The sequence below is a fragment of the Pseudomonas sp. SWRI99 genome (genome assembly GCF_014270125.1).
GTDB lineage: Bacteria > Pseudomonadota > Gammaproteobacteria > Pseudomonadales > Pseudomonadaceae > Aquipseudomonas > Aquipseudomonas hamedanensis.
In genome coordinates, this window is the sequence record NZ_JABWQR010000007.1 from 163,636 (window position 1) to 188,249 (window position 24,614).

Below are 24,614 nucleotides of genomic sequence, written 5' to 3' on the forward strand. Positions count from 1 at the left end.
CGATTAATGCAGCGACGGCTTGGCCGCTGGCGGCACGTCGGCTTTCTTGGTTTCCGAGAACAGCAGCAGCGGCGCGACGCGCAGGTATTCCATGACTTCCATGTAGTCGGACTCGCCGTCTTCGGATTCTTCCAGTGCGTCCTGCACCTGAGAAATGGCTGCCAGATCCTGCAGCACTTCCGTTGCTTCAACACTGAGCATGCTGCTGTCGCGGCAGTTCAGGCCGAAGCCGCTGAGGAAGCCCTGACACCATTGGCCCAGTGCAGCGGCGCGGTCGGTCAGTGGCGCGTCGTCGGTCGGCAACAGCAGAACGACGGTAACGTCGTCGCCGGTCAGCTCGCCCTTGACCATCTCCTGCAAGCCGATCAGGGCGTTGCGGACGTTGTCCTGGATGTCGCCTTCGAGCAGTTCGGCGGCGTCGATCAGCCAGCCTTCGTGATCGAAGCCGGCGCCGGCGCAACTGCGTCCGAGCAGCAGGCCATGCAGTTCGGCAGGCGAGACGTTGTGGCCGCTGGTGGTCAGCAGGGTGGCAAAGGCTTGGTACGGAGAATTCTGAATGGGCATGGGCAGCTAGGCGCCAGACGGCGCTATGTCTAGAATGAAGGCCTTGTATCCTACATCGACAGCCCCGCCAAGACCATTAAAGGCTGTCCGCCAGTTCCCACCCATCAGACGAACACGTGGACCCAATGGAAGACACCGACCTGCAAGCGCTGATGGCCAGACTCGAACTGCTGATTGGCCGAGTCGAGCAACTAAAGAGTCAAAACGCACTCTTACTAGCTCAGGAAAAAACCTGGCGCGAGGAACGCGCTCACCTCATTGAAAAAAACGAAATCGCCCGGCGTAAGGTCGAATCGATGATTTCGCGCCTCAAGGCCCTGGAGCAAGACTCATGAGTTCAAGCAATAGCGTCACCGTGCAGATCCTCGATAAAGAGTATTCGATCATCTGCCCGCCGGAAGAACGCAGCAATCTGGTCAGCGCCGCCCGCTACCTCGATGGCAAGATGCGCGAGATCCGCAGCAGCGGCAAAGTCATCGGCGCCGACCGCATCGCCGTGATGGCCGCGCTGAACATCACCCATGACCTGTTGCACAAGGAAGAGCGTCCGGATATCCAGGCCAGCGGTTCGACCCGTGAGCAAGTGCGCGACTTGCTCGATCGTGTCGATCTGGTGCTCGCCGACGAGCAGAGCACCGGCAAGGGCTGATTCGACTGGCGGCTTGAGGTATACTCGCGGCACTCCCTGGGGTGCTTGCCAGTTGACGATGTCCCGGAGCCGATTCGCACTACCCTGGAAGTTGCACGTTGGGCTGGTGTGCATGTCCGCTAGACGGAAAGCCTTAAAGTCTACTGCTTCTTCCACCTTGAACTTTCGGGTTCAAGGGCTGAGTTGACAGCGGTACATCCGGGGAGCCTGATTCGAATCCGATGTCGGTGTGTGCCGACATCGGATTTTTTATGCGTACGTTTTTGCATCCACCTGCCGAAGCCGAACCATGACCGAACCCGCGCTGCTGCCCCGCCCGCAACTCCGCCGCCTGCTGCGCAAGGCGCGCCGCGCCCTGACGCCGAGCGAGCAACGCCAGGCCGCCCAGGGCCTGTTCCGGCAACTGGCGCAAGACCCGCATTTTCGCCGGGCGAAACACATTTCCCTGTACCTGCCCACCGACGGTGAAATCGATCCGCGTCTGCTGCTGCGCGAAGCGCAACGCCGGGGCAAGGCGACCTATCTGCCGGTGCTCAGTGCATGGCCGCGGACCAAAATGGTCTTCCAGCGCATCCGCCCCGGCGAAAAGCTCATCCCCAATCGCTTCCGCATCCTTGAGCCACGGGCCAATCTGGCTCGGCAACGCAAGGTCTGGGCGCTGGATCTGGTGCTGCTACCCTTGGTGGGCTTTGACGATGTCGGCGGGCGACTGGGGATGGGCGGCGGCTTTTACGATCGCAGCCTGGCGTACCTGGCGCGGCGCAAAAAGTGGCGCAAGCCGACGCTGCTGGGTCTGGCCCATGAATGTCAGAAAGTCGAACGGTTGGCGCAGGCAAGCTGGGATGTACCGTTACAGGGCACGGTCACCGACAAGGCGTGGTATTTCGCGGGATAGGACGCCGCGCAGAACAGCGGCGTCGAGCAAGTCGTTTCAGCGTTTGAACGCGGTCGACTGTTGAACCTGTTGCGCCACTTCAATCGGCGCATCGGTCTTGGCGGTCCACAGGCTTTGCGCATAACCGGTGGTTACAACGCCCAGGCCGAACAAAATTACCAAAGTCCATAGCAAATCCGGTTTGCGTTTCATCGATTGCCCCCCTCAAGGCACATCATCACGATGACAGCAGCGGTTTCCATTCGTAGGCCGTGCAGCAGCGTCAAGCTTTAAAGGCCGGCATTTTGCGACAACGTGAACCCGCGCGCAAATGCTGACGTCAACCGACTGTCGGTTTGTCATAAAATTGCCCGACAACCTGCCCAATGACCGCTTCAGGAGCACACCACATGGCCTACTGGCTGATGAAATCAGAGCCCGACGAACTCTCGATCAAGGCTTTGGAGAAGCTCGGCAAGGCGCGCTGGGACGGGGTTCGCAACTATCAGGCACGCAACTTCCTGCGGGCGATGGCGGTGGGCGATGAGTTCTTTTTCTATCATTCCAGTTGCCCGGAACCGGGAATTGCAGGGATTGGCAAAATAATCGAAGCGGCCTATCCGGATCCGACGGCGCTTGAACCCAAGAGTCATTACTTCGATTCCAAGGCGACGCCGGAGAAAAATGCCTGGAGCGCGATCGATGTGGCGCACGTCGAGACGTTTGCGCGGGTGTTGAAGCTCGATTATCTGAAGCAGCAAACGGCGCTGGCCGAGCTGCCGCTGGTGCAGAAGGGATCGCGGCTGTCAGTGATGCCGGTGACGGCGGAGCAGTGGGCGGCAGTGATTGCGCTCAAGCCCTGATTCATTTTGCGCCTGCCAAAATGCAATCGCTGGCAAGCCAGCTCCCACAGGTTTTTCGGGTGGTCACTAATTAAGTGTTCACTGAAAATCCCTGTGGGAGCTGGCTTGCCAGCGATGGGGCCCGCCCGGACAGCAGAGGACTTACTGAATGATCAGGTTGTTGAACAACAGATCCTCAACCACCGGTTTGCCGGTCTCGTCATTCATCACTTGCTGGGTCTGCTTCAGCGCTTCCTGACGCAGTTTTTCCTTGCCTTCGATGCTACCCATCGCCTCGGCGCTCTGCTGGGTAAACAGCGCCACCAGTTGGTTGCGGATCAGCGGCTCGTTGGCCTTGACCAGTTTGGTCGCTTCATCGCCCGTCACGCGCAAGGCCACATCGGCCTTGTAGACCTTGAGCTTCGTCGTGCCGTCCAGCCCATAGTTGCCGACGAACGGCGGGCTCAGGGTGATGTAGTTGACCTTCGGCGCCGCGCCTTCTTTGGCTTCTTCGGCCGAGGCTGCCAGAGGCAGAGTTAGGGCCAGCAATAACATGATCCACGCTTTCACAATTCGCTCCTTATCCGGTTTGCGGCCTAGCATAACGACCCGCCGCGCAAGCACAAGCTTATGGCTGACTATCAGGGCCGGGCATGCTCGTTGACCCGTTGATTCACACACCTACACTTATCGGCCATCACTCCCAAAGGAATAGCCCTGATGAAAGCCGTGCTGTGCAAAGCCTTCGGCCCTGCCGAATCGCTGGTGCTGGAAGACGTCGCCAGTCCTGTCGCCAAGAAGAACGAAATCCTGCTGGACGTGCACGCCGCCGGGGTGAACTTCCCGGACACGCTGATCATTGAGGGCAAGTACCAGTTCAAGCCGCCCTTCCCGTTCTCGCCGGGCGGCGAGGCGGCCGGCGTGGTCCGCGAGGTCGGGGAAAAGGTCAGCCATTTGAGGGTCGGCGACCGGGTCATGGCCCTGACCGGCTGGGGCAGTTTCGCCGAGCAGGTCGCCGTTGCCGGCTACAACGTGCTGCCGATTCCTGAGTCGATGGATTTCAACGTCGCTGCCGCCTTCAGCATGACCTACGGCACCTCGATGCATGCGCTCAAGCAGCGCGCCAACCTGCAAGCGGGCGAAACCCTGCTGGTGCTCGGTGCCTCCGGCGGCGTCGGCCTCGCCGCTGTGGAAATCGGCAAAGCCATGGGTGCCCGGGTCATCGCCGCTGCCAGCAGCGCCGAGAAACTCGCGGTGGCTAAAGCGGCTGGTGCCGATGAGCTGATCAACTACAGCGAAAGCAATCTCAAGGACGAAATCAAACGCCTCACCGACGGCCAGGGTGCGGACGTGATTTACGACCCGGTCGGCGGCGACCTGTTCGACCAGGCCATTCGTGCCATCGCCTGGAACGGTCGCCTGCTGGTGGTCGGTTTCGCCAGCGGACGCATCCCGGAACTGCCGGTCAACCTCGCCCTGCTCAAAGGGGCGGCCGTACTTGGGGTGTTCTGGGGCTCTTTCGCCCAGCGCCAGCCGCAGGACAACGCGGCGAATTTCCAGCAACTGTTCGGCTGGTTTGCCGAGGGCAAGCTCAAGCCGCTGGTGTCGCAAGTCTATCCGCTGAGCAATGCGGCGCAGGCGATTGATGATTTGGGCCAGCGTAGAGCCGTAGGCAAGGTGGTGGTCCAGGTGCGCTGATTCCGTAGAGCGATCCGGATCAGGACCCGGATCGCTTTGGTCTTTGAGCTTCATTGCCTTCATGCCTTCCTTTTAGCATGCAGGACTTTTCCCCAAGAATTGCCTTACTTCGACCCGCCAAACCGCAGAATCCCGCCAATATGATTATTCCCACAACGTCCTGCGTTTATACCTGAGCGACATGTTCATAAAGGAACGCTCGACAGCTCAAATTTCCGCTGTTTTGCCGACGTGAAGCGGTGCTATTTTCGGTAACGAAACTGTAACATTCGCATCCGCAGTCAAAACAAGAAAACTGGAGCTCTTGAATGTTTGCTTTCTTTCGTCCTGCCGCACATCAGGCTCCATTGCCTGAAGAAAAAATAGACAGCACCTACCGGCGCCTGCGCTGGCAGATCTTCGCCGGTATCTTTATCGGCTACGCCGGTTACTACCTGCTGCGCAAAAACTTCTCGCTGGCCATGCCTTACTTGATCGACGAAGGCTACAGCCGGGGCGATCTGGGCCTGGCGATGTCGGCGATCGCCATCGCCTACGGCTTGTCGAAGTTCCTCATGGGCCTGGTGTCCGACCGTTCCAACCCGCGCTTCTTCCTGCCGTTCGGCCTGCTGGTGTCGGCGGGGGTGATGTTCGTTTTCGGTTTCGCGCCCTGGGCAACGTCCAGCGTGACCATGATGTTCATCCTGCTATTCATCAATGGCTGGGCCCAGGGCATGGGCTGGCCGCCAAGCGGACGGACGATGGTGCACTGGTGGTCGCAGAAGGAACGCGGTGGTGTGGTCTCGGTGTGGAACGTGGCGCATAACGTCGGCGGCGGCCTGATCGGCCCGCTGTTCCTGATCGGCATGGGCCTGTTCAACGATTGGCACGCGGCGTTCTATGTGCCGGCTGCCGTGGCGCTGGGCGTGGCGGTATTTGCCTTCATCACCATGCGCGATACCCCGCAATCGGTAGGCCTGCCACCGATCGAGCAATACAAGAACGATTACCCGGAAGGCTACGATGCCAGCCACGAAGACGAATTCAGCGCCAAGGAAATCTTCGTCAAATACGTGCTGCGCAACAAAATGCTCTGGTACATCGCGCTGGCCAACGTCTTCGTCTACCTGCTGCGCTACGGCGTACTGGACTGGGCGCCGACCTATCTGAAGGAAGCCAAGGGTTTCACCGTGGATAAAACCTCGTGGGCCTATTTCTTCTATGAGTGGGCGGGCATCCCGGGCACGCTGTTGTGCGGCTGGATGTCGGACAAGATCTTCCGTGGCAACCGTGGCCTGACCGGCATGGTGTTCATGGCACTGGTGACAGTCGCCACGCTGGTTTACTGGCTCAATCCGGCCGGCAACCCGATGGTCGACATGATCGCGCTGCTGTCGATCGGCTTCCTGATCTACGGCCCGGTGATGCTGATCGGTTTGCAGGCGCTGGAACTGGCACCGAAGAAGGCCGCCGGCACCGCAGCGGGATTCACCGGTCTGTTCGGTTATCTGGGTGGTTCGGTCGCGGCCAGCGCGGCGATGGGCTACACCGTCGACCATTTCGGCTGGGACGGCGGCTTTGTGTTGCTGGTGAGCGCTTGCCTGCTGGCGATGGCCTTCCTTGCGCCAACGCTATGGCACAAGCAAGTCGCCAGTCAGAGCCGCGAAGCGGTCGCTTGATCACTGTGTGATTTACAGCGCTTGAGCCGCGCCTCCAGATTGCGGTCTGGCATGGCGTGGCTGCGCAGGGCGTGGGCGGTCTGCTCGACATAATCGCGAGTGGTGCCGTAACGCCCGCAAGCGCTTGCGAACACCTGGCTCAGCACATGATCCGGCAAGTTGCCGGCATAGCTGGGCAGGTGTCGCTCCAGAACGAATCCCAAGGCCTGTACCCGAGTACCATCTTCGAGCCGGCAATTGAGCCAGTGCGGGCGATAGGAAGGGAACGGCATTTCACGTTTCCACAGGGCATACAGCGCGGTATCGAGATTGTCCTCCGGCAAACGGTAGGCAAAACCGCTGCAGGAACCGCCGCGATCCAGACCAAATACCAGACCGGGCATTTCCGGCGTACCACGGTGCTCATGGGACCAGAGGTACAAGCCGCGATGATAGCCATGCACACGACCGCGCATGCGCTCGACCGCTGTGCATTCCGGTCGCCAGATCAGCGAGCCATACGCGAACAGCCACACCGGTCCGCCCTTGTGGCGAGCCATGGTCGATTGCATGGAAGCGAGAAGTTGTTCGTGCGTCAGCTGCGGCCCAAGATCGAGTCGCGGAGGGTAAGCCAGGTTCAGAATTGCGTTTTCAATGGCGCTCATGGCGAATAGCGTTCAGCTCCCCGCGGGTGAAGAATTACTTAATAGAACGCACCGCTGTAACAGTAAGGCACATATGTTTTAAGGCAAATTAAGTGCCACTGATTAATTGCCTATTAATATATAACCTAGCGGTATTTATGTAATTACTTAAATACCGATCGGCTATATGCAGAGTTATAACGCATTACCAGCGCTACGCATAAACCAATGTGGGAGCGAGCTTGCTCGCGAAAGCGATCGGTCAGTCGACATCAATGGTGACTGCCAAACCGCATTCGCGAGCAAGCTCGCTCCCACATTTTCAAGAGCGCGGTGCGTAGGCGAATACGTCAGCGCGCATCTGATGCGCATCCATTCCCGCTTCGACCAGCGCGTCCAGCGTGCCGTAGACCATGGCGGGCGAACCGCTGGCATAGACGTGCAACGGTTTCAGGTCGGGGAAGTCCTCGCAAACCGCTTCATGCAGCATCCCGCAGCGCCCTTCCCAGCCACACTGATCGCTGACCACTTTGTGCAGAAACAGGTTGGGCAGTTTCAGCCATTCGTCCCAATGTTCGATCTGGTAGAAATCTTCCGGGCGGCGGACGCCCCAGTACAGATGCACCGGATGCTTGAAGCCTTCAGCGCGGCAATGTTCGATCAGACTGTGAATCTGGCCCATGCCGGTACCGGCGGCGACCAGCACCAGCGGGCCGTCGGGCAATTCGGCAAGGTGGGTATCGCCGAACGGCAGTTCGACGCGCACCAGCGTGTTGCGTTGCAGTTGCTCGATCAGGCTCAGTGCACTGGCTTCGCGCGCCAGCACGTGAATTTCCAGATCGCGCCCGCCATGGGGCGCCGAAGCCATGGAAAATGCTGATTTCTCGCCGCTCTCGCGCTCGATCATCAGGTACTGGCCGGCGTGATAGCGCGGCGGTTTGCCCGCCGGCGCACGCAGACGCACCCGCCAGGTATCGCCGCCGACCTCACGGCATTCAATGACCTGACAGGACAGGCTGCGCACCGGCAACTCGCCCAGCGCCAGCACGCCATCCCAGAGCAACACGCAGTCTTCCAGCGGCTCGGCGATGCAAGTGTAGAACTCGCCATGATCGTGCACGTTGCCCGCCTGTTCGACGCGGCCTTCCACCAGCAGCGCCGCACACACGTGACAATTACCGTTGCGGCAGCTTTGCGGGCAGTCGTAGCCCAGGCGCCGCGCGCCGTCGAGAATCCGCTCACCGGGCCGTATCTCAAGCACCGCTCCGGAGGGCTGCAGGGTTACACGCATCAATCTATTCCTAATTGATTCCATATGGCATCGATCCGCTGGGTAACGGCGTCGTCCTTGACAATCACACGGCCCCACTCGCGAGTGGTCTCGCCCGGCCACTTGTGGGTGGCGTCCAGACCCATCTTCGAACCCAGGCCGGAAACCGGCGAGGCGAAGTCGAGATAGTCGATGGGCGTGTTATCGATCATCACCGTATCGCGCTTGGGGTCCATGCGCGTGGTGATGGCCCAGATCACATCATTCCAGTCACGGGCGTTGATATCGTCGTCGGTGACGATAACGAACTTGGTGTACATGAACTGTCGCAAAAACGACCAGACACCGAGCATCACGCGCTTGGCATGCCCCGGATACGACTTCTTCATGGTCACGATGGCCATGCGGTACGAGCAGCCTTCCGGCGGCAGGTAAAAGTCGGTGATCTCCGGGAACTGCTTTTGCAGGATCGGCACGAACACTTCGTTGAGTGCCACGCCGAGAATCGCCGGCTCATCCGGCGGACGACCGGTGTAGGTGCTGTGGTAGATCGGCTTGATCCGGTGAGTGATGCGCTCGACGGTGAACACCGGGAAGCTGTCGACTTCGTTGTAGTAACCGGTGTGGTCGCCGTAGGGGCCTTCATCGGCCATCTCGCCCGGATGAATCACGCCTTCGAGGATGATCTCGGCGGTGGCCGGCACCTGCAGGTCGTTGCCACGGCACTTGACCAGTTCGGTGCGGTTGCCGCGCAGCAGACCGGCGAAGGCGTATTCGGAGAGGCTGTCCGGGACGGGCGTCACCGCACCGAGAATCGTCGCCGGGTCGGCGCCAAGCGCCACGGACACCGGGAACGGCTGGCCCGGGTGCCTCTCGCACCACTCGCGAAAATCAAGGGCACCGCCACGGTGGCTGAGCCAGCGCATGATCACCTTGTTGCGGCCGATCACCTGCTGGCGGTAGATGCCGAGGTTCTGGCGCTCCTTGTTCGGACCTTTGGTGACGGTCAGACCCCAAGTGATGAGCGGGCCGACGTCGCCGGGCCAGCAGGTCTGCACTGGCAGCATCGCCAGATCGACGTCATCGCCTTCGATGACGACTTCCTGGCACACCGCATCTTTGACGACTTTCGGCGCCATCGAGATGATCTTGCGGAAAATCGGCAGCTTCGACCACGCGTCCTTCAAGCCCTTCGGCGGCTCCGGCTCCTTGAGGAAGGCCAGCAGCTTGCCGATTTCGCGCAGCTCGCTGACCGACTCGGCGCCCATGCCCATGGCCACGCGTTCAGGGGTGCCGAACAGGTTGCCGAGCACCGGAATGTCGTAGCCCGTGGGCTTTTCGAACAACAGCGCCGGCCCCTTGGCCCGCAGCGTGCGGTCGCACACCTCCGTCATCTCCAGCACCGGCGAGACGGGAATGTGGATGCGTTTCAACTCTCCGCGCTGCTCAAGCTGCTGCACGAAATCCCGAAGATCCTTGAATTTCATTGACGATGGCACCCTCAAAATAGGCGTACATCCTACCTGCTCTGACGGGCAAACAGCAGCCCGTCAGTGCCCGGCATCGCTCAATTTTGGCTTGCGCCCAGCAGCATCGGCGCAAACAGCGGACTCAGCCGCGCGCTGCCGGCGTCGGAAAGGTGATCGGCGTCCTTGTACTGCGAGTGGCCATCGACATCAATCATGCACAGGCCGTCCTTGCACATCAGCGGCGTCGGGTCGATGACGTGCACACCGGCATCCGCTGCATTCATCGAGCCGAACAGCTCAGTGAAGAATTGCTGGCGAGCCAGATGTTCGCCGAGCGGGCGACCCAGCCCTTCTGCCGAACGGCCGATGCGCGCCAGGCTGGTCAGGCGACTGATGTAGCTCTTGTGCTGCAGCGGTACTTCCTTGAACAGCCAGACCTGCACGCCAGCCTCGCGCAGCTCGCCGACCTGCGCCTTGATCGCGGCCGCCATGCGCTTCTCGGACTGCGCAACATTGCGCGAAGGATCGAGCAGGAACTGCTTGTCGCCGTCGCCGTCCTCGCGGCCGTAGACATACAAACTCCAGTTTGCCGCCAGCACCACGTCCTTGATGCCCAGTTCACGGACCAATTGCATGTTGCGCTGGTTGAATTGCTTGCACTGCGGGCGCAAGGCGTCATCGATGATCGGCGGGCATCCCGTGAGGCTGTAAAGCCACACCGGCTGACCGTCACGCTGGCTATTGCCTTCGATGGCCGGCAGCAGCGCAGCGGTATGACTGTCGCCCCAGAACATCTTCGTCGGGACAATCTTCTGATCGCCGCCCACGCGACACGCCTTGTCCAGCGTCTTGTCCTTGCTCATGTGCATGCATTTCATTTGCCCGGCGTTCCATTCCTGGGACTGCGCATATTCGAGGGCCTTGCCGCTCAGACGCTCAGGCACGCCGTCCGCCGAACGGATGGCCGAGCCGACCACGGCCAGCGCAGTAATGGAAACAAGCCCACCGACCAGCACCGAGTTACGGCTGGCAAACACGCGCTTCTCGCGAAACGGCAGCTCGACACAGCGCAGGCTCAGCCACGCCAGCGCCACTGCCAGCGCAATCCAGCCAACAGCTTCCAGCGGCTGAATGCCGTCGATAGAGATGGCGTTGGCATACACATAAATCGGCCAATGCCACAGGTACAGCGAGTAGGACAACAGACCGATCCACACCATCGGCCGCAGGCTCAACAGCTGGCCGGCCAAGGTCGGGCCACGTGCGCCCGACCAAATCAATGCAGTCGTACCGAGCACCGGCAACAACGCTGCCCAACCCGGAAACACCGTGGTTTTGTCAAAGGTGAATACCGCCAGCAGCACCGCCGCCAGTCCGGCCAGGCCGACCGCTTGTCGAACCCAAAGCCGCGGCGCGTGCTTTGCTGCCGGCAGTACCGCGAGCATGGCGCCGCAGAGCAGTTCCCAGGCGCGGGTCGGCAGCGAGAAGAAAGCGAATTCCGGACGGCGCTCGATGTAAACGATGTTCAGCCCGAACGACACCAGCAGCACCGCGAACAGCATCCAGCGCCAGTGCCGGACGTAACGCATCAACAGCACCATCATTAGCGGGAAGAAGATGTAGTACTGCTCTTCTACCGCCAGCGACCAGGTATGCAGCAACGGTTTCAGATCCGACGCCGGCTCGAAATAGCCGTCTTCGCGCATGAACAGGATGTTGGAAATGAACAGCGACTGGTAACGAATCGTCCGTCCCAGGTCGGACAGGTCTTTGGCCGTCAGCAGCAACCAGCCCAACGCTAGAGTCACCACCACGACTAGCGTCAGCGCCGGCAGAATGCGCCGGGCACGACGGCCCCAGAAATCGAGAAAGCTGAAGCGCTGCGCACTGATTTCACGGAACAGGATCGAGGTGATCAGAAAACCGGAAATGACGAAGAAAACGTCGACGCCGACAAAGCCGCCGCTGAATGTAGTGAATCCGAAATGAAACAGCACGACGGGAAGAACCGCGAGTGCGCGTAAACCGTCGATATCACGGCGATTGCCAAACGTGTGCATGTAAAACCTTACCTGTTCTGGATACAGAGTCCCTTGAAGGCGCGAAGTTAGCAGCCGCGCAAGCTTCAATCCAGATACAAATAAAATCGCAGGCAAAAAAAGCGCCCCTCGCGGGACGCCTTTTTCAACGACTTGCTGTTATTTGCGCTTCATCGACAAGAAAAACTCGTCGTTGGTCTTGGTCGTTTTCAGCTTGTCGACCAGGAACTCGATGGCAGCGATTTCGTCCATCGGGTGCAGCAGCTTGCGCAGAATCCACATGCGCTGCAGCTCGTCGTCGGCGGTCAGCAACTCTTCGCGGCGAGTGCCGGAACGGTTGATGTTGATGGCCGGGAACACACGCTTCTCGGCGATCCTGCGATCCAGAGGCAGCTCCATGTTGCCGGTACCCTTGAACTCTTCGTAGATCACTTCGTCCATCTTCGAGCCGGTTTCAACCAGCGCGGTGGCGATAATGGTCAGCGAGCCGCCTTCTTCGATGTTGCGCGCCGCACCGAAGAAACGCTTCGGCTTCTCCAGGGCGTGGGCATCGACACCACCGGTCAGGACCTTGCCGGAGCTCGGGATCACGGTGTTGTAGGCACGGGCCAGACGGGTGATGGAGTCGAGCAGGATCACCACGTCTTTCTTGTGTTCGACCAGGCGCTTGGCCTTCTCGATGACCATTTCGGCCACTTGCACGTGACGGGTCGGCGGCTCGTCGAACGTCGAGGCGACCACTTCGCCGCGCACGGTGCGCTGCATTTCGGTCACTTCTTCCGGACGCTCGTCGATCAACAGCACGATCAGATGAACTTCCGGATTGTTACGGGCGATGTTCGCGGCGATGTTCTGCAGCATGATCGTCTTGCCGGCTTTCGGTGGCGCCACGATCAGGCCACGCTGGCCTTTGCCGATCGGCGCGCACAGGTCGATCACACGGCCGGTCAAGTCTTCGGTGGAACCGTTACCGGCTTCCATCTTCATGCGCACGGTCGGGAACAGCGGCGTCAGGTTCTCGAAGAGAATCTTGTTCTTCGCGTTCTCCGGACGATCGAAGTTGATCGTGTCGACCTTGAGCAGGGCGAAATACCGCTCACCTTCCTTCGGAGGGCGAATCTTGCCAACGATGGTGTCACCGGTGCGCAAGTTGAAGCGGCGGATCTGGCTTGGCGAGACGTAGATATCGTCAGGGCCGGCCAGGTAGGAAGCGTCTGCGGAGCGCAGGAAGCCGAAGCCGTCCTGGAGAATCTCCAGCACGCCATCACCGGAGATTTCCTCGCCGCTCTTGGCGTGCTTTTTCAGCAGGGAGAAAATCACGTCCTGCTTGCGCGAACGGGCCATATTTTCTATGCCCATCTGTTCGGCCAATTCGAGCAGTTCGGTAATCGGCTTTTGCTTGAGTTCAGTCAGATTCATATAGGAATGACGTAATCATTTATGGAGGGGGGAAATTAAGCTTTTGGCTTAATGAGGCCGCGCCGCGGAGAAGGCGACAGGATCGCGAACTAATTCGAAAAGGAGTGCGTCGGCGACGGCTAGCAGGGGGCAGTGGAGAAACCAGTGCGGGGCCGAATGTACCACCTGAGTTTCGGAGCGTCTAGCCCTGAATACGCAAAAAGCCCCGCGAATTGCGGGGCTTTTTTTCAGCGTTTTACTGCGACGCTTAGATGTTGGCGTCGAGGAAAGCCGCCAGTTGCGACTTCGACAGGGCGCCGACCTTGGTCGCTTCAACGTTGCCGTTCTTGAACAGCATCAGCGTCGGGATACCGCGCACGCCATGCTTGGCCGGGGTTTCCTGGTTTTCGTCGATGTTCAGTTTGGCGACGGTCAGCTTGCCTTTGTAAGTCTCGGCAATTTCGTCCAGAACCGGTGCGATCATTTTGCAAGGGCCGCACCATTCAGCCCAGTAGTCGACCAGGACAGCGCCTTCGGCCTTGAGTACGTCGGCTTCGAAGCTAGCGTCGCTAACGTGTTTGATCAGATCGCTGCTCATGGAATTCTCCAGGTTGTAAGCAAAAAAACGTGGCCCATCATAGCCGCCCTTCCCTTGTTCAGGAAGTCGCAGATGATTGAGTGTTGCTATGGCCCTTGATGAGTTTCGGTATAGCTCAAATCACCCGGCGACGGGAGCGATGAAGGCGATTCCGGTACGCAGGGCCGCATTGCGCACGTGTTCCTGCATGGCTTTTTGCGCAGCCGCCGACGCACGGCGGGCCAGAGCGCGGAGGATCTTGCGGTGTTCCTGCCAGGTTTCCATGGCGCGCTCGGCGCGGATGAACGGCAGTTTCTGGCTTTCGAGAAAGATTTCGGCGCTGGCGGTGAGGATGCTCAGCATCGCCTGATTACCACTGGCCAGCAGGATGCGCCGATGGAATTCGAAGTCGAGTTTCGCCGCCGCTTCGAAGTCGCCGCCGCGCAATTGCTCGCGCATCGCCGCGACGTTGTCTTCCAGCGCATCCAGATCAAACGTGCTCAACGTGGTCGCTGCCAGCCCGGCGGCAAAACCCTCCAGCGCGTAGCGCAGCTGGAAGATGTCCAGCGGCGAGGCCTGCTCCGCGAACGGCCAGCCCGGCGCTTCGCCGCGCGGCAGCTCCACCGGCGACTGCACAAACACGCCCTTGCCCGGTTGAATACTGACCACGCCCAACGCGCTCAGCGACGACAACGCCTCACGCAGCGATGCCCGGCTGACGCCCAGTTGCAGCGCCAGATCCCGTTGCGAAGGCAAGGCAGCGCCAGCGCCGAAGCCCTGTTCGGTGATCAGTTTGCGGATCGCTTGCAGCGCCACTTCGGGTACGGCGCGGGAGATCGAATTCATGGTTTGCGGACGCGTCAGGGCCAAGGTGCGGCTAGTTGTAAAGCTATTCGCCGAGTCCGGCAAGTCGTGCCCCAGCGGGGTTCGGCGCGCACCGTCGATGCGCCATCGCAGTGCGAAATGCGACCTGACTGTTCAGACCAGTAAGACCGAACGAAGCCGCTGATACCGCGGCTTGCGCAGGCAAATGCCAAGCGTTGGCACGGCCCATGCTCTGTCCGATCGCAGAAACCACTTCCCGCCGATCCGGAGATTGTCCATGACCCAGCGTTACAGCGCCCTCCTCGCTTCCCTGTTTGCCGGCCTGCTGCTGTGCCAGGCTCCCGCTCACGCCGACGGTCTGGACGACGTGGTCAAACGCGGCACGCTGAAAGTTGCCGTGCCTCAGGATTTCCCGCCGTTCGGCTCGGTCGGCCCGGACATGAAGCCGCGCGGACTGGACATCGACACGGCGAAACTGCTCGCCGACCAGCTCAAGGTCAAACTTGAGCTGACCCCGGTCAACAGCACCAACCGCATCCCGTTCCTCACCACCGGCAAGGTCGATCTGGTGATTTCCAGCCTCGGCAAAAACGCCGAGCGCGAGAAAGTCATCGATTTCTCCCGCGCCTACGCGCCGTTCTACCTCGCTGTGTTCGGCCCGCCAGACGCCGCCATCACCAGCCTCGACGACCTCAAAGGTAAAACCATCAGCGTTACCCGCGGCGCCATCGAAGATATCGAACTGACCAAGGTCGCCCCCGAAGGCGTGACCATCAAACGCTTCGAGGACAACAACTCGACTATCGCCGCTTACCTGGCCGGCCAGGTCGATCTGATCGCCAGCGGCAACGTGGTGATGGTCGCCATCAGCGAAAAGAACCCGAAGCGCGTGCCAGCGCTGAAAGTGAAGCTCAAGGATTCGCCGGTTTACGTCGGTGTGAACAAGAACGAAGCGGCGCTGCTGGCCAAGGTCAACGACATCCTCAACACCGCCAAGGCTGACGGCGCACTGGAAAAGAACTCGCAGACCTGGCTGAAAGAGCCGCTGCCGGCCGATCTCTGATCGACTGCGCGGGAGACCTTCATGGCTTATCAGTTCGATTTTTTGCCGGTGGTGGAAAACACCGACCTGCTGCTGCGCGGCGCACTGTTCACCCTTGAGCTGACCGCCATCGGCGCGTTGCTCGGGGTGGGCGTGGGCATTGTCGGGGCGCTGGTGCGGGCGTGGCACATCCGCCCGTTCTCGGCAATCTTTGGCGTTTACGTCGAGTTGATCCGCAACACGCCGTTTCTGGTGCAGTTGTTCTTCATCTTCTTCGGCCTGCCGTCGCTCGGTGTGCAAATCTCCGAGTGGCAGGCGGCGGTGCTGGCAATGGTGATAAACCTCGGCGCCTATTCGACCGAGATCATTCGCGCCGGCATTCAGGCGATCCCCCGTGGGCAACTGGAGGCCGCCGCAGCCTTGGCCATGACGCGCTTCGAAGCGTTCCGCCACGTGGTGCTGCTGCCGGCGCTGGGCAAGGTCTGGCCGGCGCTGAGCAGCCAGATCATCATCGTCATGCTCGGTTCGGCGGTGTGCTCGCAGATCGCCACGGAAGAACTGAGCTTCGCCGCGAACTTCATTCAGTCGCGCAACTTCCGCGCCTTTGAGACCTATGCGCTGACCACGCTGATCTACCTGTGCATGGCGCTGCTGATCCGCCAATTGCTCAACTGGTTCGGTCGCCGGTTCATCGCCAGGAGCAGCCAATGAGCGACTTCACTTTCTGGGACATCCTGCGCAACCTGCTCACCGGCCTGCAATGGACGCTGGCGCTGTCGCTGGTGGCGTTCATTGGTGGCGGCCTTGTCGGACTGCTGATTCTGGTGATGCGCATCTCGAAAAACACCTTGCCGAGCAGCATTGCCCGCACCTGGATCGAGTTGTTCCAGGGCACGCCATTGTTGATGCAACTGTTTCTGGTGTTCTTCGGCGTAGCCCTGGCAGGGATCGAGATTTCGCCGTGGATGGCCGCGGCGATCGCCCTGACCCTGTTCACCAGCGCCTATCTGGCGGAGATCTGGCGCGGTTGCGTCGAGGCCATTCCCCACGGTCAGTGGGAAGCCTCCTCGAGCCTGGCGCTCAATCCGCTGGAGCAACTGCGCTACGTGATCCTGCCGCAGGCGCTGCGCATCGCTGTGGCGCCAACCGTGGGCTTCTCGGTGCAAGTGGTCAAAGGTACGGCGGTGACGTCGATCATCGGCTTCACCGAACTGACCAAGACCGGCGGCATGCTCGCCAACGCCACGTTTGAACCGTTCATGGTCTACGGCCTCGTCGCCCTCGGCTACTTCCTGCTCTGCTACCCCCTGTCCCTCAGTGCGCGCTACCTGGAAAGGAGACTGCATGCCTCTGCTTAGAATTTCCGCCCTGCATAAATACTACGGCGATCACCATGTACTCAAAGGCATCGACCTCAGCGTCGAGGAAGGCCAGGTGGTGGCGATCATCGGCCGCAGCGGCTCGGGCAAGTCCACGTTGCTACGCACCCTCAATGGTCTGGAGTCGATCAACGACGGCGTGATCGAAGTCGACGGCGAATACCTCGACGCCGCCCGCGCCGACTTGCGCAGCCTGCGGCAGAAAGTCGGCATGGTGTTCCAGCAGTTCAACCTGTTCCCGCACCTGACCGTGGGCGAGAACGTCATGCTGGCGCCGCAAGTGGTGCAGAAAGTGCCGAAGGCCAAGGCCGCGCAATTGGCGCGCGAGATGCTTGAACGTGTCGGCCTGGGGGAAAAATTCGATGCCTTTCCGGACCGGTTGTCTGGCGGTCAGCAACAGCGCGTGGCGATCGCCCGGGCTCTGGCGATGTCGCCGAAAGTCTTGTTATGCGATGAAATCACCTCGGCGCTCGATCCGGAACTGGTCAATGAAGTGCTCAGCGTGGTGCGGCAACTGGCGAAGGAAGGCATGACCTTGATCATGGTCACCCACGAAATGCGCTTTGCCCGGGAAGTGGGCGACAAACTGGTGTTCATGCACCACGGCAAGGTACATGAGGTGGGAGATCCGAAGGTGCTGTTTGCGAATCCGCAGACGGCGGAATTGGCCAACTTCATTGGCACCGTGGAAACCGCCAACTGACGCTGCACATACCTGTGGCGAGGGAGCTTGCTCCCGCTCGGCTGCGCAGCAGTCGTAAAACCCGCCGACCGCGAATGGCCGGGCTGTCGCGGTGAATGGTTTAAGGGCCGCTTCGCAACCCAGCGGGAGCAAGCTCCCTCGCCACAGAGGTTGTACCAAATCAAGGCTTTGCGCCATGTGCGTTGGCGCCAGCGTTTGATCGTGGCACGATGGCGGGGTTATCGACCGAGACCCCCTGACCATGCCGCAATCCCAAGCCAAGAATCTGTCCCTGATCGCCGCAATCGACCTGGGCTCCAACAGCTTTCACATGGTCGTGGCCAAGGCCCAGAACGGCGAAATCCGCATCCTTGAGCGCCTCGGCGAAAAGGTGCAACTGGCCGCGGGTATCGACGACGCGCGCCAGCTCAACGAAGAATCGATGCAGCGCGGCCTCGATTGCCTCAAGCGTTTTGCCCAACTGATCAACGGTATGCCGCTCGGCGCCGTGCGCATTGTCGGCACTAACGCCCTGCGCGAGGCGCGCAACCGCGGCGAATTCATCCGCCGTGCCGAAGAAATCCTCGGCCATCCGGTGGAAGTCATTTCCGGTCGTGAAGAAGCGCGACTGATTTACCTCGGCGTGTCGCACACCCTCGCCGACACCCCCGGCAAACGCCTGGTGGCCGATATCGGCGGCGGCAGTACCGAGTTCATTATCGGCCAGCGTTTCGAGCCGTTGCTGCGTGAAAGCCTGCAAATGGGTTGCGTGAGCTTTACCCAGCGCTATTTCAAGGACGGCAAGATCACCCCCGCCCGCTACGCCCAGGCCTATACGGCGGCGCGGCTGGAGATCATGAGCATCGAACACGCCCTGCACCGCCTGACCTGGGATGAAGCCATCGGCTCCTCGGGCACCATTCGCGCCATCGGCCTGGCGTTGAAGGCCGGCGGACACGGCACAGGCGAAGTCAATGCCGAAGGCCTGGCCTGGCTCAAGCGCCGGCTGTTCAAACTGGGCGACGCCGACAAGATCGACTTCGAAGGCATCAAGCCTGACCGCCGGACCATTTTCCCGGCGGGCCTGGCGATTCTCGAAGCGATTTTCGATGCCCTCGAACTGCAACGCATGGACCACTGCGACGGCGCCCTGCGTGAAGGCGTGCTGTACGACCTGCTCGGCCGCCATCATCACGAAGACGTGCGCGAACGCACCCTGACCTCGCTGATGGAGCGTTACCACGTCGACCTGGAACAAGCCGCGCGGGTGGAACGCAAAGCCCTGCATGCGTTCGACCAGGTCGCGGTGGACTGGGAGCTGGACGACGGCATCTGGCGCGAACTGCTGGGCTGGGCGGCGAAAGTGCACGAAGTCGGCCTCGACATCGCCCACTACCACTACCACAAACACGGCGCCTACCTGATCGAACACTCGGACCTTGCCGGTTTCTCCCGCGAAGACCAGCAAATGCTCGCCCTGCTGGTGCGCGGCCACCGACGCAACATTCCCAAAGACAAGTTTGCCGAATTCGGCGACGACGGCATCAAGCTGATCCGCCTTTGCGTGCTGCTGCGCTTTGCCATCCTGTTCCACCACATTCGTGGCACTCAGGCGATGCCGCAGGTGGTGCTGCACGCCAATGGCGACAGGCTGGAAGTGGAATTCCCGGAGAACTGGCTGGAAGAAAATCAACTGACCCAGGCAGATTTCGGGCTGGAGGCAGATTGGCTGACGCGGGTCGGCATCGTCCTCACGGTGCACTGACAAACTGTGGCGAGGGAGCTTGCTCCCGCTGGACTGCGCAGCAGGCCTACGCTCTTAAAACAAGGGCCGCTCCGCGCCCCAGCGGGAGCAAGCTCCCTCGCCACAGGTTGAATCAGTACAGACACAAAAAAGGCGATCCCGAGGGATCGCCTTTTTTATTGCGCTGACGGTCAGCTGCTCACCGGCAATATCGGACTGCCCAACCGCTCCAGCAACGTCGCCTGCGCACTGCGCGGGTTCTGGTTGCCGGTTGGCGTGTTGCGGATGTAGCGGCCATCCGACTGCAAGCTCCAGCTGTGGGTGTTGTCGGTCAGGTACAGCTCCAGCTCTTTCTTGACCCGGGTCAGCAGCTTCTTGCCCTCGACCGGGAAGCACGTCTCGACACGCTTGTCGAGGTTGCGCTCCATCCAGTCGGCGCTGGAGAGGAACATCTGCTCCTCGCCGCCGTTGAGGAAGTAGAACACTCGGGTATGTTCCAGGAAGCGGCCGATGATCGAGCGCACGTGAATGTTGTGCGAGACCCCGGCGATGCCCGGACGCAGGCAGCACATGCCGCGCACCACCAGATCGATACGCACGCCCGACTGGCTGGCCTTGTACAGCGCGCGGATGATCTTCGGATCGGTCAGCGAGTTGAACTTGGCGATGATGTGCGCCGGTTTGCCTTCAACGGCGAACTGGGTTTCGCGGGCAATCATGTCGAGCATGCCCTTCTTCAGGGTGAACGGCGCATGCAGCAGCTTTTTCATGCGCAGCGTCTTGCCCATGCCGATCAACTGGCTGAACAGTTTGCCAACGTCTTCGCACAAGGCGTCGTCGGAGGTCAGCAGGCTGTAATCGGTGTAAAGCTTGGCGTTACCGGCGTGATAGTTACCGGTGCCGAGGTGCGCGTAGCGGACAATCTCACCGGCCTCACGACGCAGGATCAGCATCATCTTGGCGTGGGTCTTGAAACCGACCACGCCGTAGATCACCACCGCACCGGCCGCTTGCAGACGGCTGGCCAGTTGCAGGTTGGACTCTTCGTCGAAGCGCGCACGCAACTCGATGACCGCCGTGACTTCCTTGCCGTTACGCGCGGCATCCACCAGCGCGTCGACGATCTCGGAGTTGGCCCCGGAGCGGTACAGCGTTTGCCGTACGGCGAGCACATGCGGATCTTTCGCCGCCTGACGCAGCAGGTCGACTACTGGCGTGAACGACTCGAACGGGTGCAGCAGCAGGATGTCCTGCTTGCTGACTACGCTGAAAATGTTTTCGCTGTTCTGCAGCAGTTTCGGGATCTGCGGGGTGAACGGCGTGTATTGCAGCTCCGGATGGCTGTCCAGACCGGTGATACTGAACAGACGCGTCAGGTTGACCGGGCCGTTGACCTGGTACAGCTCGGTCTCGCTCAGGTTGAACTGCTTGAGCAGGTAGTCCGACAGGTGTTTCGGGCAGGTGTCGGCGACTTCCAGCCGCACCGCATCACCGTAACGACGTGAGAACAATTCGCCACGCAGCGCGCGAGCCAGGTCTTCGACGTCTTCGGAGTCGAGCGCCAGGTCGGCGTTTCGGGTCAGACGGAACTGGTAGCAACCTTTTACCTTCATGCCCTGGAACAGGTCGTCGGCATGGGCGTGGATCATCGACGAAAGGAATACATAGTTGTCGCCGGGGCCGCCGACTTCTTCCGGTACCTTGATGATCCGCGGCAGCAGGCGCGGGGCCGGAATAATCGCCAGACCGGAATCGCGACCGAAGGCGTCGATACCTTCGAGCTCGACGATGAAGTTAAGGCTCTTGTTCACCAGCAACGGAAACGGGTGCGTCGGGTCGAGACCGATCGGGGTGATGATCGGCGCAATCTCGTCGCGGAAATAACGGCGCACCCAGGTCTTGAGTTTGGTCGTCCAGTTGCGCCGACGGATGAAGCGTACCTGATGCTTTTCCAGCTCAGGCAGGAGGATGTCGTTGAGGATCGCGTATTGGCGGTCCACATGACCGTGGACCAGATCGCTGATCCGCGCCAGCGCCTGATGCGGCTGCAGACCATCAGCGCCGGCCTGCTCACGGGCAAAGGTGATTTGCTTTTTCAGACCGGCAACGCGGATTTCGAAGAATTCGTCGAGGTTGCTGGAGAAGATCAGCAAGAACTTCAGTCGCTCCAGCAACGGGTAGGACTCGTCCAGCGCCTGTTCCAGCACGCGGATGTTGAACTGCAATTGCGAAAGCTCGCGATGGATGTACAGGCTGCTGTCATCCAGACCGGGAATGGCGATCGCCGGCACCGCCGCAACCGGTTCGGCCGCCGGCGCGGGTGGCGCAGGCTCCAGTTCCGGCGGGGTTTCGGTGACTTGCTCGACCACCGGCTGAGCTTCTTTTACGGCAACTTCAGTGAGTCCTTCGGTATTCATGGAATGTTCCTGGGAGGGCTATTTCTGCTCTCGTAACAATTGAGCGGCACGAACGGCAAAGTAAGTCAGGATGCCATCTGCACCGGCACGTTTAAAGGCGGTCAATGATTCGAGAATCACCGCTTCGCTCAACCAGCCATTCTGGATCGCTGCCATGTGCATGGCGTATTCGCCACTGACCTGATAGACGAAGGTCGGCACCTTGAAGGCATCTTTGACCCGAAAAAGAATGTCCAGGTACGGCATGCCCGGTTTGACCATGACCATGTCCGCGCCTTCAGACAAGTCCGCGCCGACTTCGTGCAGCGCTTCGTCGCTGTTGGCCGGGTCCATCTGATAAGAGGCCTTGTTCGCTTTGCCGAGGTTCGACGCCGAACCCACGGCATCGCGGAACGGGCCGTAATAGGCGCTGGCGTACTTCGCCGAGTAGGCCATGATCCGCACATTGACGTGGCCGGCCACTTCCAGCGCTTCACGGATCGCCTGGATGCGCCCGTCCATCATGTCCGACGGCGCGACGACCTGCGCGCCGGCGTCGGCGTGGGACAACGCCTGGCGCACCAGTGCGTCAACGGTGATGTCGTTCTGCACGTAGCCGTCGGCGTCGAGAATGCCGTCCTGACCGTGGGTGGTAAATGGATCGAGCGCCACGTCGGTGATCACGCCCAGTTCCGGGAAGCGCTCACGCAACGCACGGGTGGCACGCTGGGCGATGCCGTCGGGATTCCAGGCTTCGGCGGCGTCGAGGGATTTCAGTTGCGGCGGTGTGACCGGGAACAGCGCCAGCGCCGGAATGCCCAGCTCGACCCATTGGGCGGCTTCTTCCAGCAGCAGGTCGATGGTCAAACGCTCCACACCCGGCATCGAGGCCACGGCTTCGCGGCGGTTTTCACCGTCGAGCACAAATACCGGCAGGATCAGATCATCGACCGTCAGCACGTTTTCCCGCACCAGCCGCCGCGAAAAATCATCACGGCGATTGCGGCGCAGGCGAGTGGCAGGGAACAGACGATTGGCGGGGGTAAAGCTCACGGCGGACTCCTGAGCCCGCGCAAACGGGCGAGCGTGACAGTTATAGACGGTCATTATGACGAACGGATGACAGTTGTGTGAGGGCTGTGACAGGTAGCCGCATTCCATTCTCAGTGCAGGAATTGTTCACGTCGAGACACATTTCGATACTTTCCTGAATGTGTCCGAAGGGTTAGGCTGCGCGTTCATTTCGCCAGCACCCAGACAATGCTCCAACAATTTCTGCATGACTTCGGCTACTTTGCCCTGTTTCTCGGCACGTTCTTCGAAGGCGAAACCATCCTCGTGCTCGCGGGTTTTCTCGCGTTCCGTGGCTATATGGACATCAACCTGGTGGTGGTCGTGGCGTTCTTCGGCAGCTATGCCGGCGATCAGCTGTGGTACTTCATGGGGCGCAAGCACGGGCGAAAATTGCTCGCGCGCAAACCGCGCTGGCAAATGATGGGCGACCGCGCGCTGGAGCATATCCGCCGGCACCCGGACATCTGGGTGCTGAGCTTCCGCTTCGTCTACGGTTTGCGCACAGTGATGCCGGTGGCGATCGGCCTGTCCGGATATCCGCCGGGACGCTATTTGCTACTCAACGGTATCGGCGCGGCGATCTGGGCAACGGCGCTGGCGGCGGCGGCGTATCACTTCGGCGCGGTACTCGAAGGCATGCTCGGCAGCATCAAGAAGTATGAGCTATGGGTGCTGGGCGCCCTGCTGTTGCTGGGCCTCGGCCTGTGGCTGCGTCGACGCTTCAAGAACGCCCGCCTGGCCAGACAGGTCTATCAGGACGAGCAAATCGCCAAAGCAGCCCAGGCTGAACAATTGCGCGAGGCCGAGTCGGCCAATCCTGCCGAACCAAAGACGCCGGCTGACTGATTGCGGGCGCTTGCGCCCGACAGCCGGCAAATAATGAACACCCCGCCGTCGTTGCGATCCATGTAGAAAGCGCTCTGTCCCGGTGTTGGCCGGCGCTTGCCGCTCTGGCAACCCGCAGCAATATAGTGGACATTGAGCGCCATGAATCTGGAGAGAAGCCCATGAGCAAAAAAGTTGCAGTGATCCTGTCCGGCAGTGGCGTCTACGACGGCGCCGAGATCCACGAAAGTGTCATCACCCTGCTGCGCCTGGATCAGCGAGGCGCGCAGGTGCAGTGCTTCGCTCCGAACGTTGCGCAGCTGCATGTGATCAACCACCTGACCGGTGAAGAAATGCCCGAATCGCGCAACGTGCTGGTGGAGTCGGCGCGCATTGCCCGCGGCAACGTCAAGGATATCCGCGACGCCGACGTCGATGACTTCGATGCGTTGATCGTGCCCGGCGGCTTCGGTGCGGCAAAGAATCTGTCGAACTTCGCCGTCGAAGGCGCCGGCTGCACCGTACAACCGGATGTGCTGGCCTTGGCCGAGGCGTTTGCCGAAGCCGGCAAACCAGTCGGGCTGATCTGTATCTCACCGGCACTGGCGGCGAAAATCTACGGACCGGGCGTGACCTGCACCATCGGCAACGATGCCGACACTGCCGCCGCAATGAGCAAAATGGGCGCGACCCACGAGGACTGCGCCGTGACCGAAATCGTTGAAGACAAGGCGCGCAAACTGGTCACCACACCTGCTTATATGCTGGCGCAGACCATCAGCGAGGCGGCGTCCGGGATCAACAAACTGGTCGACCGCGTGCTTGAGCTAACGCACGAAAACGACGTCTGAGGTTTTCCTTCGACTAAATGAATACTGAACCCTGTGGGAGCGGGCTTGCTCGCGAAAGCGGTGCGTCATATCGATTGCGGTCGAATGCCCATTTTTTATGTGTGCGGATTAAGCCAGACATGCAGTCACTGTTCT

Annotated in this window: 25 protein-coding genes and 1 other RNA gene; 14 read left to right on the forward strand and 12 right to left on the reverse strand. The window is 60.6% G+C overall.

Features of this window, described 5'->3' with window-relative positions:
• Positions 1-3 precede the first annotated feature (3 nt).
• On the reverse strand, positions 4-564 hold the full coding sequence (locus tag HU743_RS08255) for a YecA family protein (RefSeq protein WP_186648045.1): 561 nt from the start codon (positions 562-564) through the stop codon (positions 4-6).
• A gap of 125 nt (positions 565-689) precedes the next feature.
• Here HU743_RS08255 and HU743_RS08260 point away from each other — a divergent pair, with 125 nt between their 5' ends.
• The 4 genes from HU743_RS08260 (at position 690) to HU743_RS08275 (ending at position 2,108) form a co-directional block, all read left to right on the forward strand.
• The gene (locus HU743_RS08260; protein WP_007911197.1) at positions 690-899 is read left to right on the forward strand and encodes a TIGR02449 family protein; all 210 of its coding nucleotides are present in this window, start codon (positions 690-692) and stop codon (positions 897-899) included.
• Positions 896-1,213: a cell division protein ZapA gene (locus tag HU743_RS08265; RefSeq protein WP_186549590.1), complete on the forward strand. Its 318-nt coding sequence runs from the start codon at positions 896-898 to the stop codon at positions 1,211-1,213. Before HU743_RS08260 ends, HU743_RS08265 begins: the two co-directional genes overlap by 4 nt.
• A gap of 30 nt (positions 1,214-1,243) precedes the next feature.
• Positions 1,244-1,422: non-coding RNA, 6S RNA (gene ssrS, locus HU743_RS08270), on the forward strand.
• Positions 1,423-1,502: 80 nt separating this feature from the next.
• Positions 1,503-2,108, forward strand: coding sequence for a 5-formyltetrahydrofolate cyclo-ligase (locus tag HU743_RS08275; protein ID WP_186549592.1), 606 nt, complete (start codon positions 1,503-1,505; stop codon positions 2,106-2,108).
• 36 nt (positions 2,109-2,144) lie between these two features.
• Here the strand turns inward: HU743_RS08275 and HU743_RS08280 are convergent, their stop codons facing one another.
• Positions 2,145-2,300, reverse strand: a complete 156-nt coding sequence (locus HU743_RS08280; protein WP_186549594.1) for a hypothetical protein — start codon at positions 2,298-2,300, stop codon at positions 2,145-2,147.
• Positions 2,301-2,497: 197 nt separating this feature from the next.
• Between HU743_RS08280 and HU743_RS08285 the strand changes: the two genes are divergently transcribed.
• Positions 2,498-2,950, forward strand: a complete 453-nt coding sequence (locus HU743_RS08285) for an EVE domain-containing protein (RefSeq protein WP_186648052.1) — start codon at positions 2,498-2,500, stop codon at positions 2,948-2,950.
• Positions 2,951-3,091: 141 nt separating this feature from the next.
• Here HU743_RS08285 and HU743_RS08290 read toward each other — a convergent pair whose 3' ends face one another.
• Entirely contained in the window at positions 3,092-3,499 is a 408-nt protein-coding gene (locus HU743_RS08290; protein ID WP_186648054.1) for a flagellar basal body-associated FliL family protein, read from the reverse strand.
• Between the two features lie 150 nt (positions 3,500-3,649).
• On the opposite strand from HU743_RS08290, the gene HU743_RS08295 reads away from it, so the two are divergent.
• Both HU743_RS08295 and glpT read left to right on the forward strand, forming a co-directional pair.
• On the forward strand, positions 3,650-4,627 hold the full coding sequence (locus HU743_RS08295) for an NADPH:quinone oxidoreductase family protein (protein WP_186648055.1): 978 nt from the start codon (positions 3,650-3,652) through the stop codon (positions 4,625-4,627).
• Positions 4,628-4,935: 308 nt separating this feature from the next.
• Entirely contained in the window at positions 4,936-6,285 is a 1,350-nt protein-coding gene (gene glpT, locus HU743_RS08300) for a glycerol-3-phosphate transporter (RefSeq protein WP_186549602.1), read from the forward strand.
• Here the strand turns inward: glpT and HU743_RS08305 are convergent.
• From HU743_RS08305 to HU743_RS08335, 7 genes are all read right to left on the reverse strand, one after another.
• The gene (locus HU743_RS08305; RefSeq protein ID WP_186549604.1) at positions 6,261-6,929 is read right to left on the reverse strand and encodes a gamma-glutamylcyclotransferase; all 669 of its coding nucleotides are present in this window, start codon (positions 6,927-6,929) and stop codon (positions 6,261-6,263) included. The genes glpT and HU743_RS08305 overlap by 25 nt on opposite strands.
• A gap of 301 nt (positions 6,930-7,230) precedes the next feature.
• Complete coding sequence (locus HU743_RS08310; protein WP_186549606.1) at positions 7,231-8,199, reverse strand: CDP-6-deoxy-delta-3,4-glucoseen reductase; 969 nt, start codon at positions 8,197-8,199, stop codon at positions 7,231-7,233.
• Complete coding sequence (gene ubiD / locus HU743_RS08315) at positions 8,199-9,665, reverse strand: 4-hydroxy-3-polyprenylbenzoate decarboxylase (RefSeq protein ID WP_186648056.1); 1,467 nt, start codon at positions 9,663-9,665, stop codon at positions 8,199-8,201. The genes HU743_RS08310 and ubiD overlap by 1 nt, the downstream gene beginning before the upstream one ends.
• 80 nt (positions 9,666-9,745) lie before the next feature.
• A complete protein-coding gene (locus tag HU743_RS08320) occupies positions 9,746-11,707 on the reverse strand; it encodes an acyltransferase family protein (RefSeq protein ID WP_186648057.1) in 1,962 nt (653 codons plus the stop codon).
• A gap of 138 nt (positions 11,708-11,845) precedes the next feature.
• On the reverse strand, positions 11,846-13,105 hold the full coding sequence (gene rho / locus HU743_RS08325; protein WP_057712815.1) for a transcription termination factor Rho: 1,260 nt from the start codon (positions 13,103-13,105) through the stop codon (positions 11,846-11,848).
• 247 nt (positions 13,106-13,352) lie between these two features.
• The gene (gene trxA / locus HU743_RS08330; RefSeq protein ID WP_003206727.1) at positions 13,353-13,682 is read right to left on the reverse strand and encodes a thioredoxin TrxA; all 330 of its coding nucleotides are present in this window, start codon (positions 13,680-13,682) and stop codon (positions 13,353-13,355) included.
• A gap of 120 nt (positions 13,683-13,802) precedes the next feature.
• The gene (locus HU743_RS08335) at positions 13,803-14,507 is read right to left on the reverse strand and encodes an FCD domain-containing protein (RefSeq protein WP_186549612.1); all 705 of its coding nucleotides are present in this window, start codon (positions 14,505-14,507) and stop codon (positions 13,803-13,805) included.
• A gap of 256 nt (positions 14,508-14,763) precedes the next feature.
• Here HU743_RS08335 and HU743_RS08340 point away from each other — a divergent pair, with 256 nt between their 5' ends.
• The 5 genes from HU743_RS08340 to ppx all read left to right on the forward strand — a co-directional run bounded on the left by HU743_RS08340 (position 14,764) and on the right by ppx (position 19,354).
• Positions 14,764-15,549: a transporter substrate-binding domain-containing protein gene (locus HU743_RS08340; RefSeq protein ID WP_186549614.1), complete on the forward strand. Its 786-nt coding sequence runs from the start codon at positions 14,764-14,766 to the stop codon at positions 15,547-15,549.
• A 21-nt stretch (positions 15,550-15,570) separates the two neighbouring features.
• Positions 15,571-16,239: an amino acid ABC transporter permease gene (locus HU743_RS08345; RefSeq protein ID WP_042607088.1), complete on the forward strand. Its 669-nt coding sequence runs from the start codon at positions 15,571-15,573 to the stop codon at positions 16,237-16,239.
• Entirely contained in the window at positions 16,236-16,886 is a 651-nt protein-coding gene (locus HU743_RS08350; RefSeq protein ID WP_016772621.1) for an amino acid ABC transporter permease, read from the forward strand. The genes HU743_RS08345 and HU743_RS08350 overlap by 4 nt, the downstream gene beginning before the upstream one ends.
• The gene (locus HU743_RS08355) at positions 16,873-17,610 is read left to right on the forward strand and encodes an amino acid ABC transporter ATP-binding protein (protein ID WP_186549616.1); all 738 of its coding nucleotides are present in this window, start codon (positions 16,873-16,875) and stop codon (positions 17,608-17,610) included. The genes HU743_RS08350 and HU743_RS08355 overlap by 14 nt, the downstream gene beginning before the upstream one ends.
• 241 nt (positions 17,611-17,851) lie before the next feature.
• On the forward strand, positions 17,852-19,354 hold the full coding sequence (gene ppx, locus HU743_RS08360; protein WP_186549618.1) for an exopolyphosphatase: 1,503 nt from the start codon (positions 17,852-17,854) through the stop codon (positions 19,352-19,354).
• Positions 19,355-19,524: 170 nt separating this feature from the next.
• On the opposite strand, the gene ppk1 is transcribed toward ppx, so the two are convergent.
• Positions 19,525-21,750, reverse strand: coding sequence for a polyphosphate kinase 1 (gene ppk1 / locus HU743_RS08365; protein WP_186549620.1), 2,226 nt, complete (start codon positions 21,748-21,750; stop codon positions 19,525-19,527).
• An 18-nt stretch (positions 21,751-21,768) separates the two neighbouring features.
• Positions 21,769-22,782 (reverse strand): porphobilinogen synthase, encoded by a 1,014-nt coding sequence (hemB, locus tag HU743_RS08370; protein WP_186623317.1) that lies wholly within the window; start codon positions 22,780-22,782, stop codon positions 21,769-21,771.
• Positions 22,783-22,989: 207 nt separating this feature from the next.
• Between hemB and HU743_RS08375 the strand changes: the two genes are divergently transcribed.
• Together HU743_RS08375 and elbB are read left to right on the forward strand one after the other, a co-directional pair.
• On the forward strand, positions 22,990-23,649 hold the full coding sequence (locus HU743_RS08375; RefSeq protein WP_186648058.1) for a DedA family protein: 660 nt from the start codon (positions 22,990-22,992) through the stop codon (positions 23,647-23,649).
• A gap of 161 nt (positions 23,650-23,810) precedes the next feature.
• Positions 23,811-24,479 carry an isoprenoid biosynthesis glyoxalase ElbB gene (gene elbB / locus HU743_RS08380; RefSeq protein ID WP_186648059.1) on the forward strand — a complete coding sequence of 223 codons (669 nt, stop codon included), beginning with the start codon at positions 23,811-23,813 and terminating at the stop codon, positions 24,477-24,479.
• Positions 24,480-24,614 lie beyond the last annotated feature (135 nt).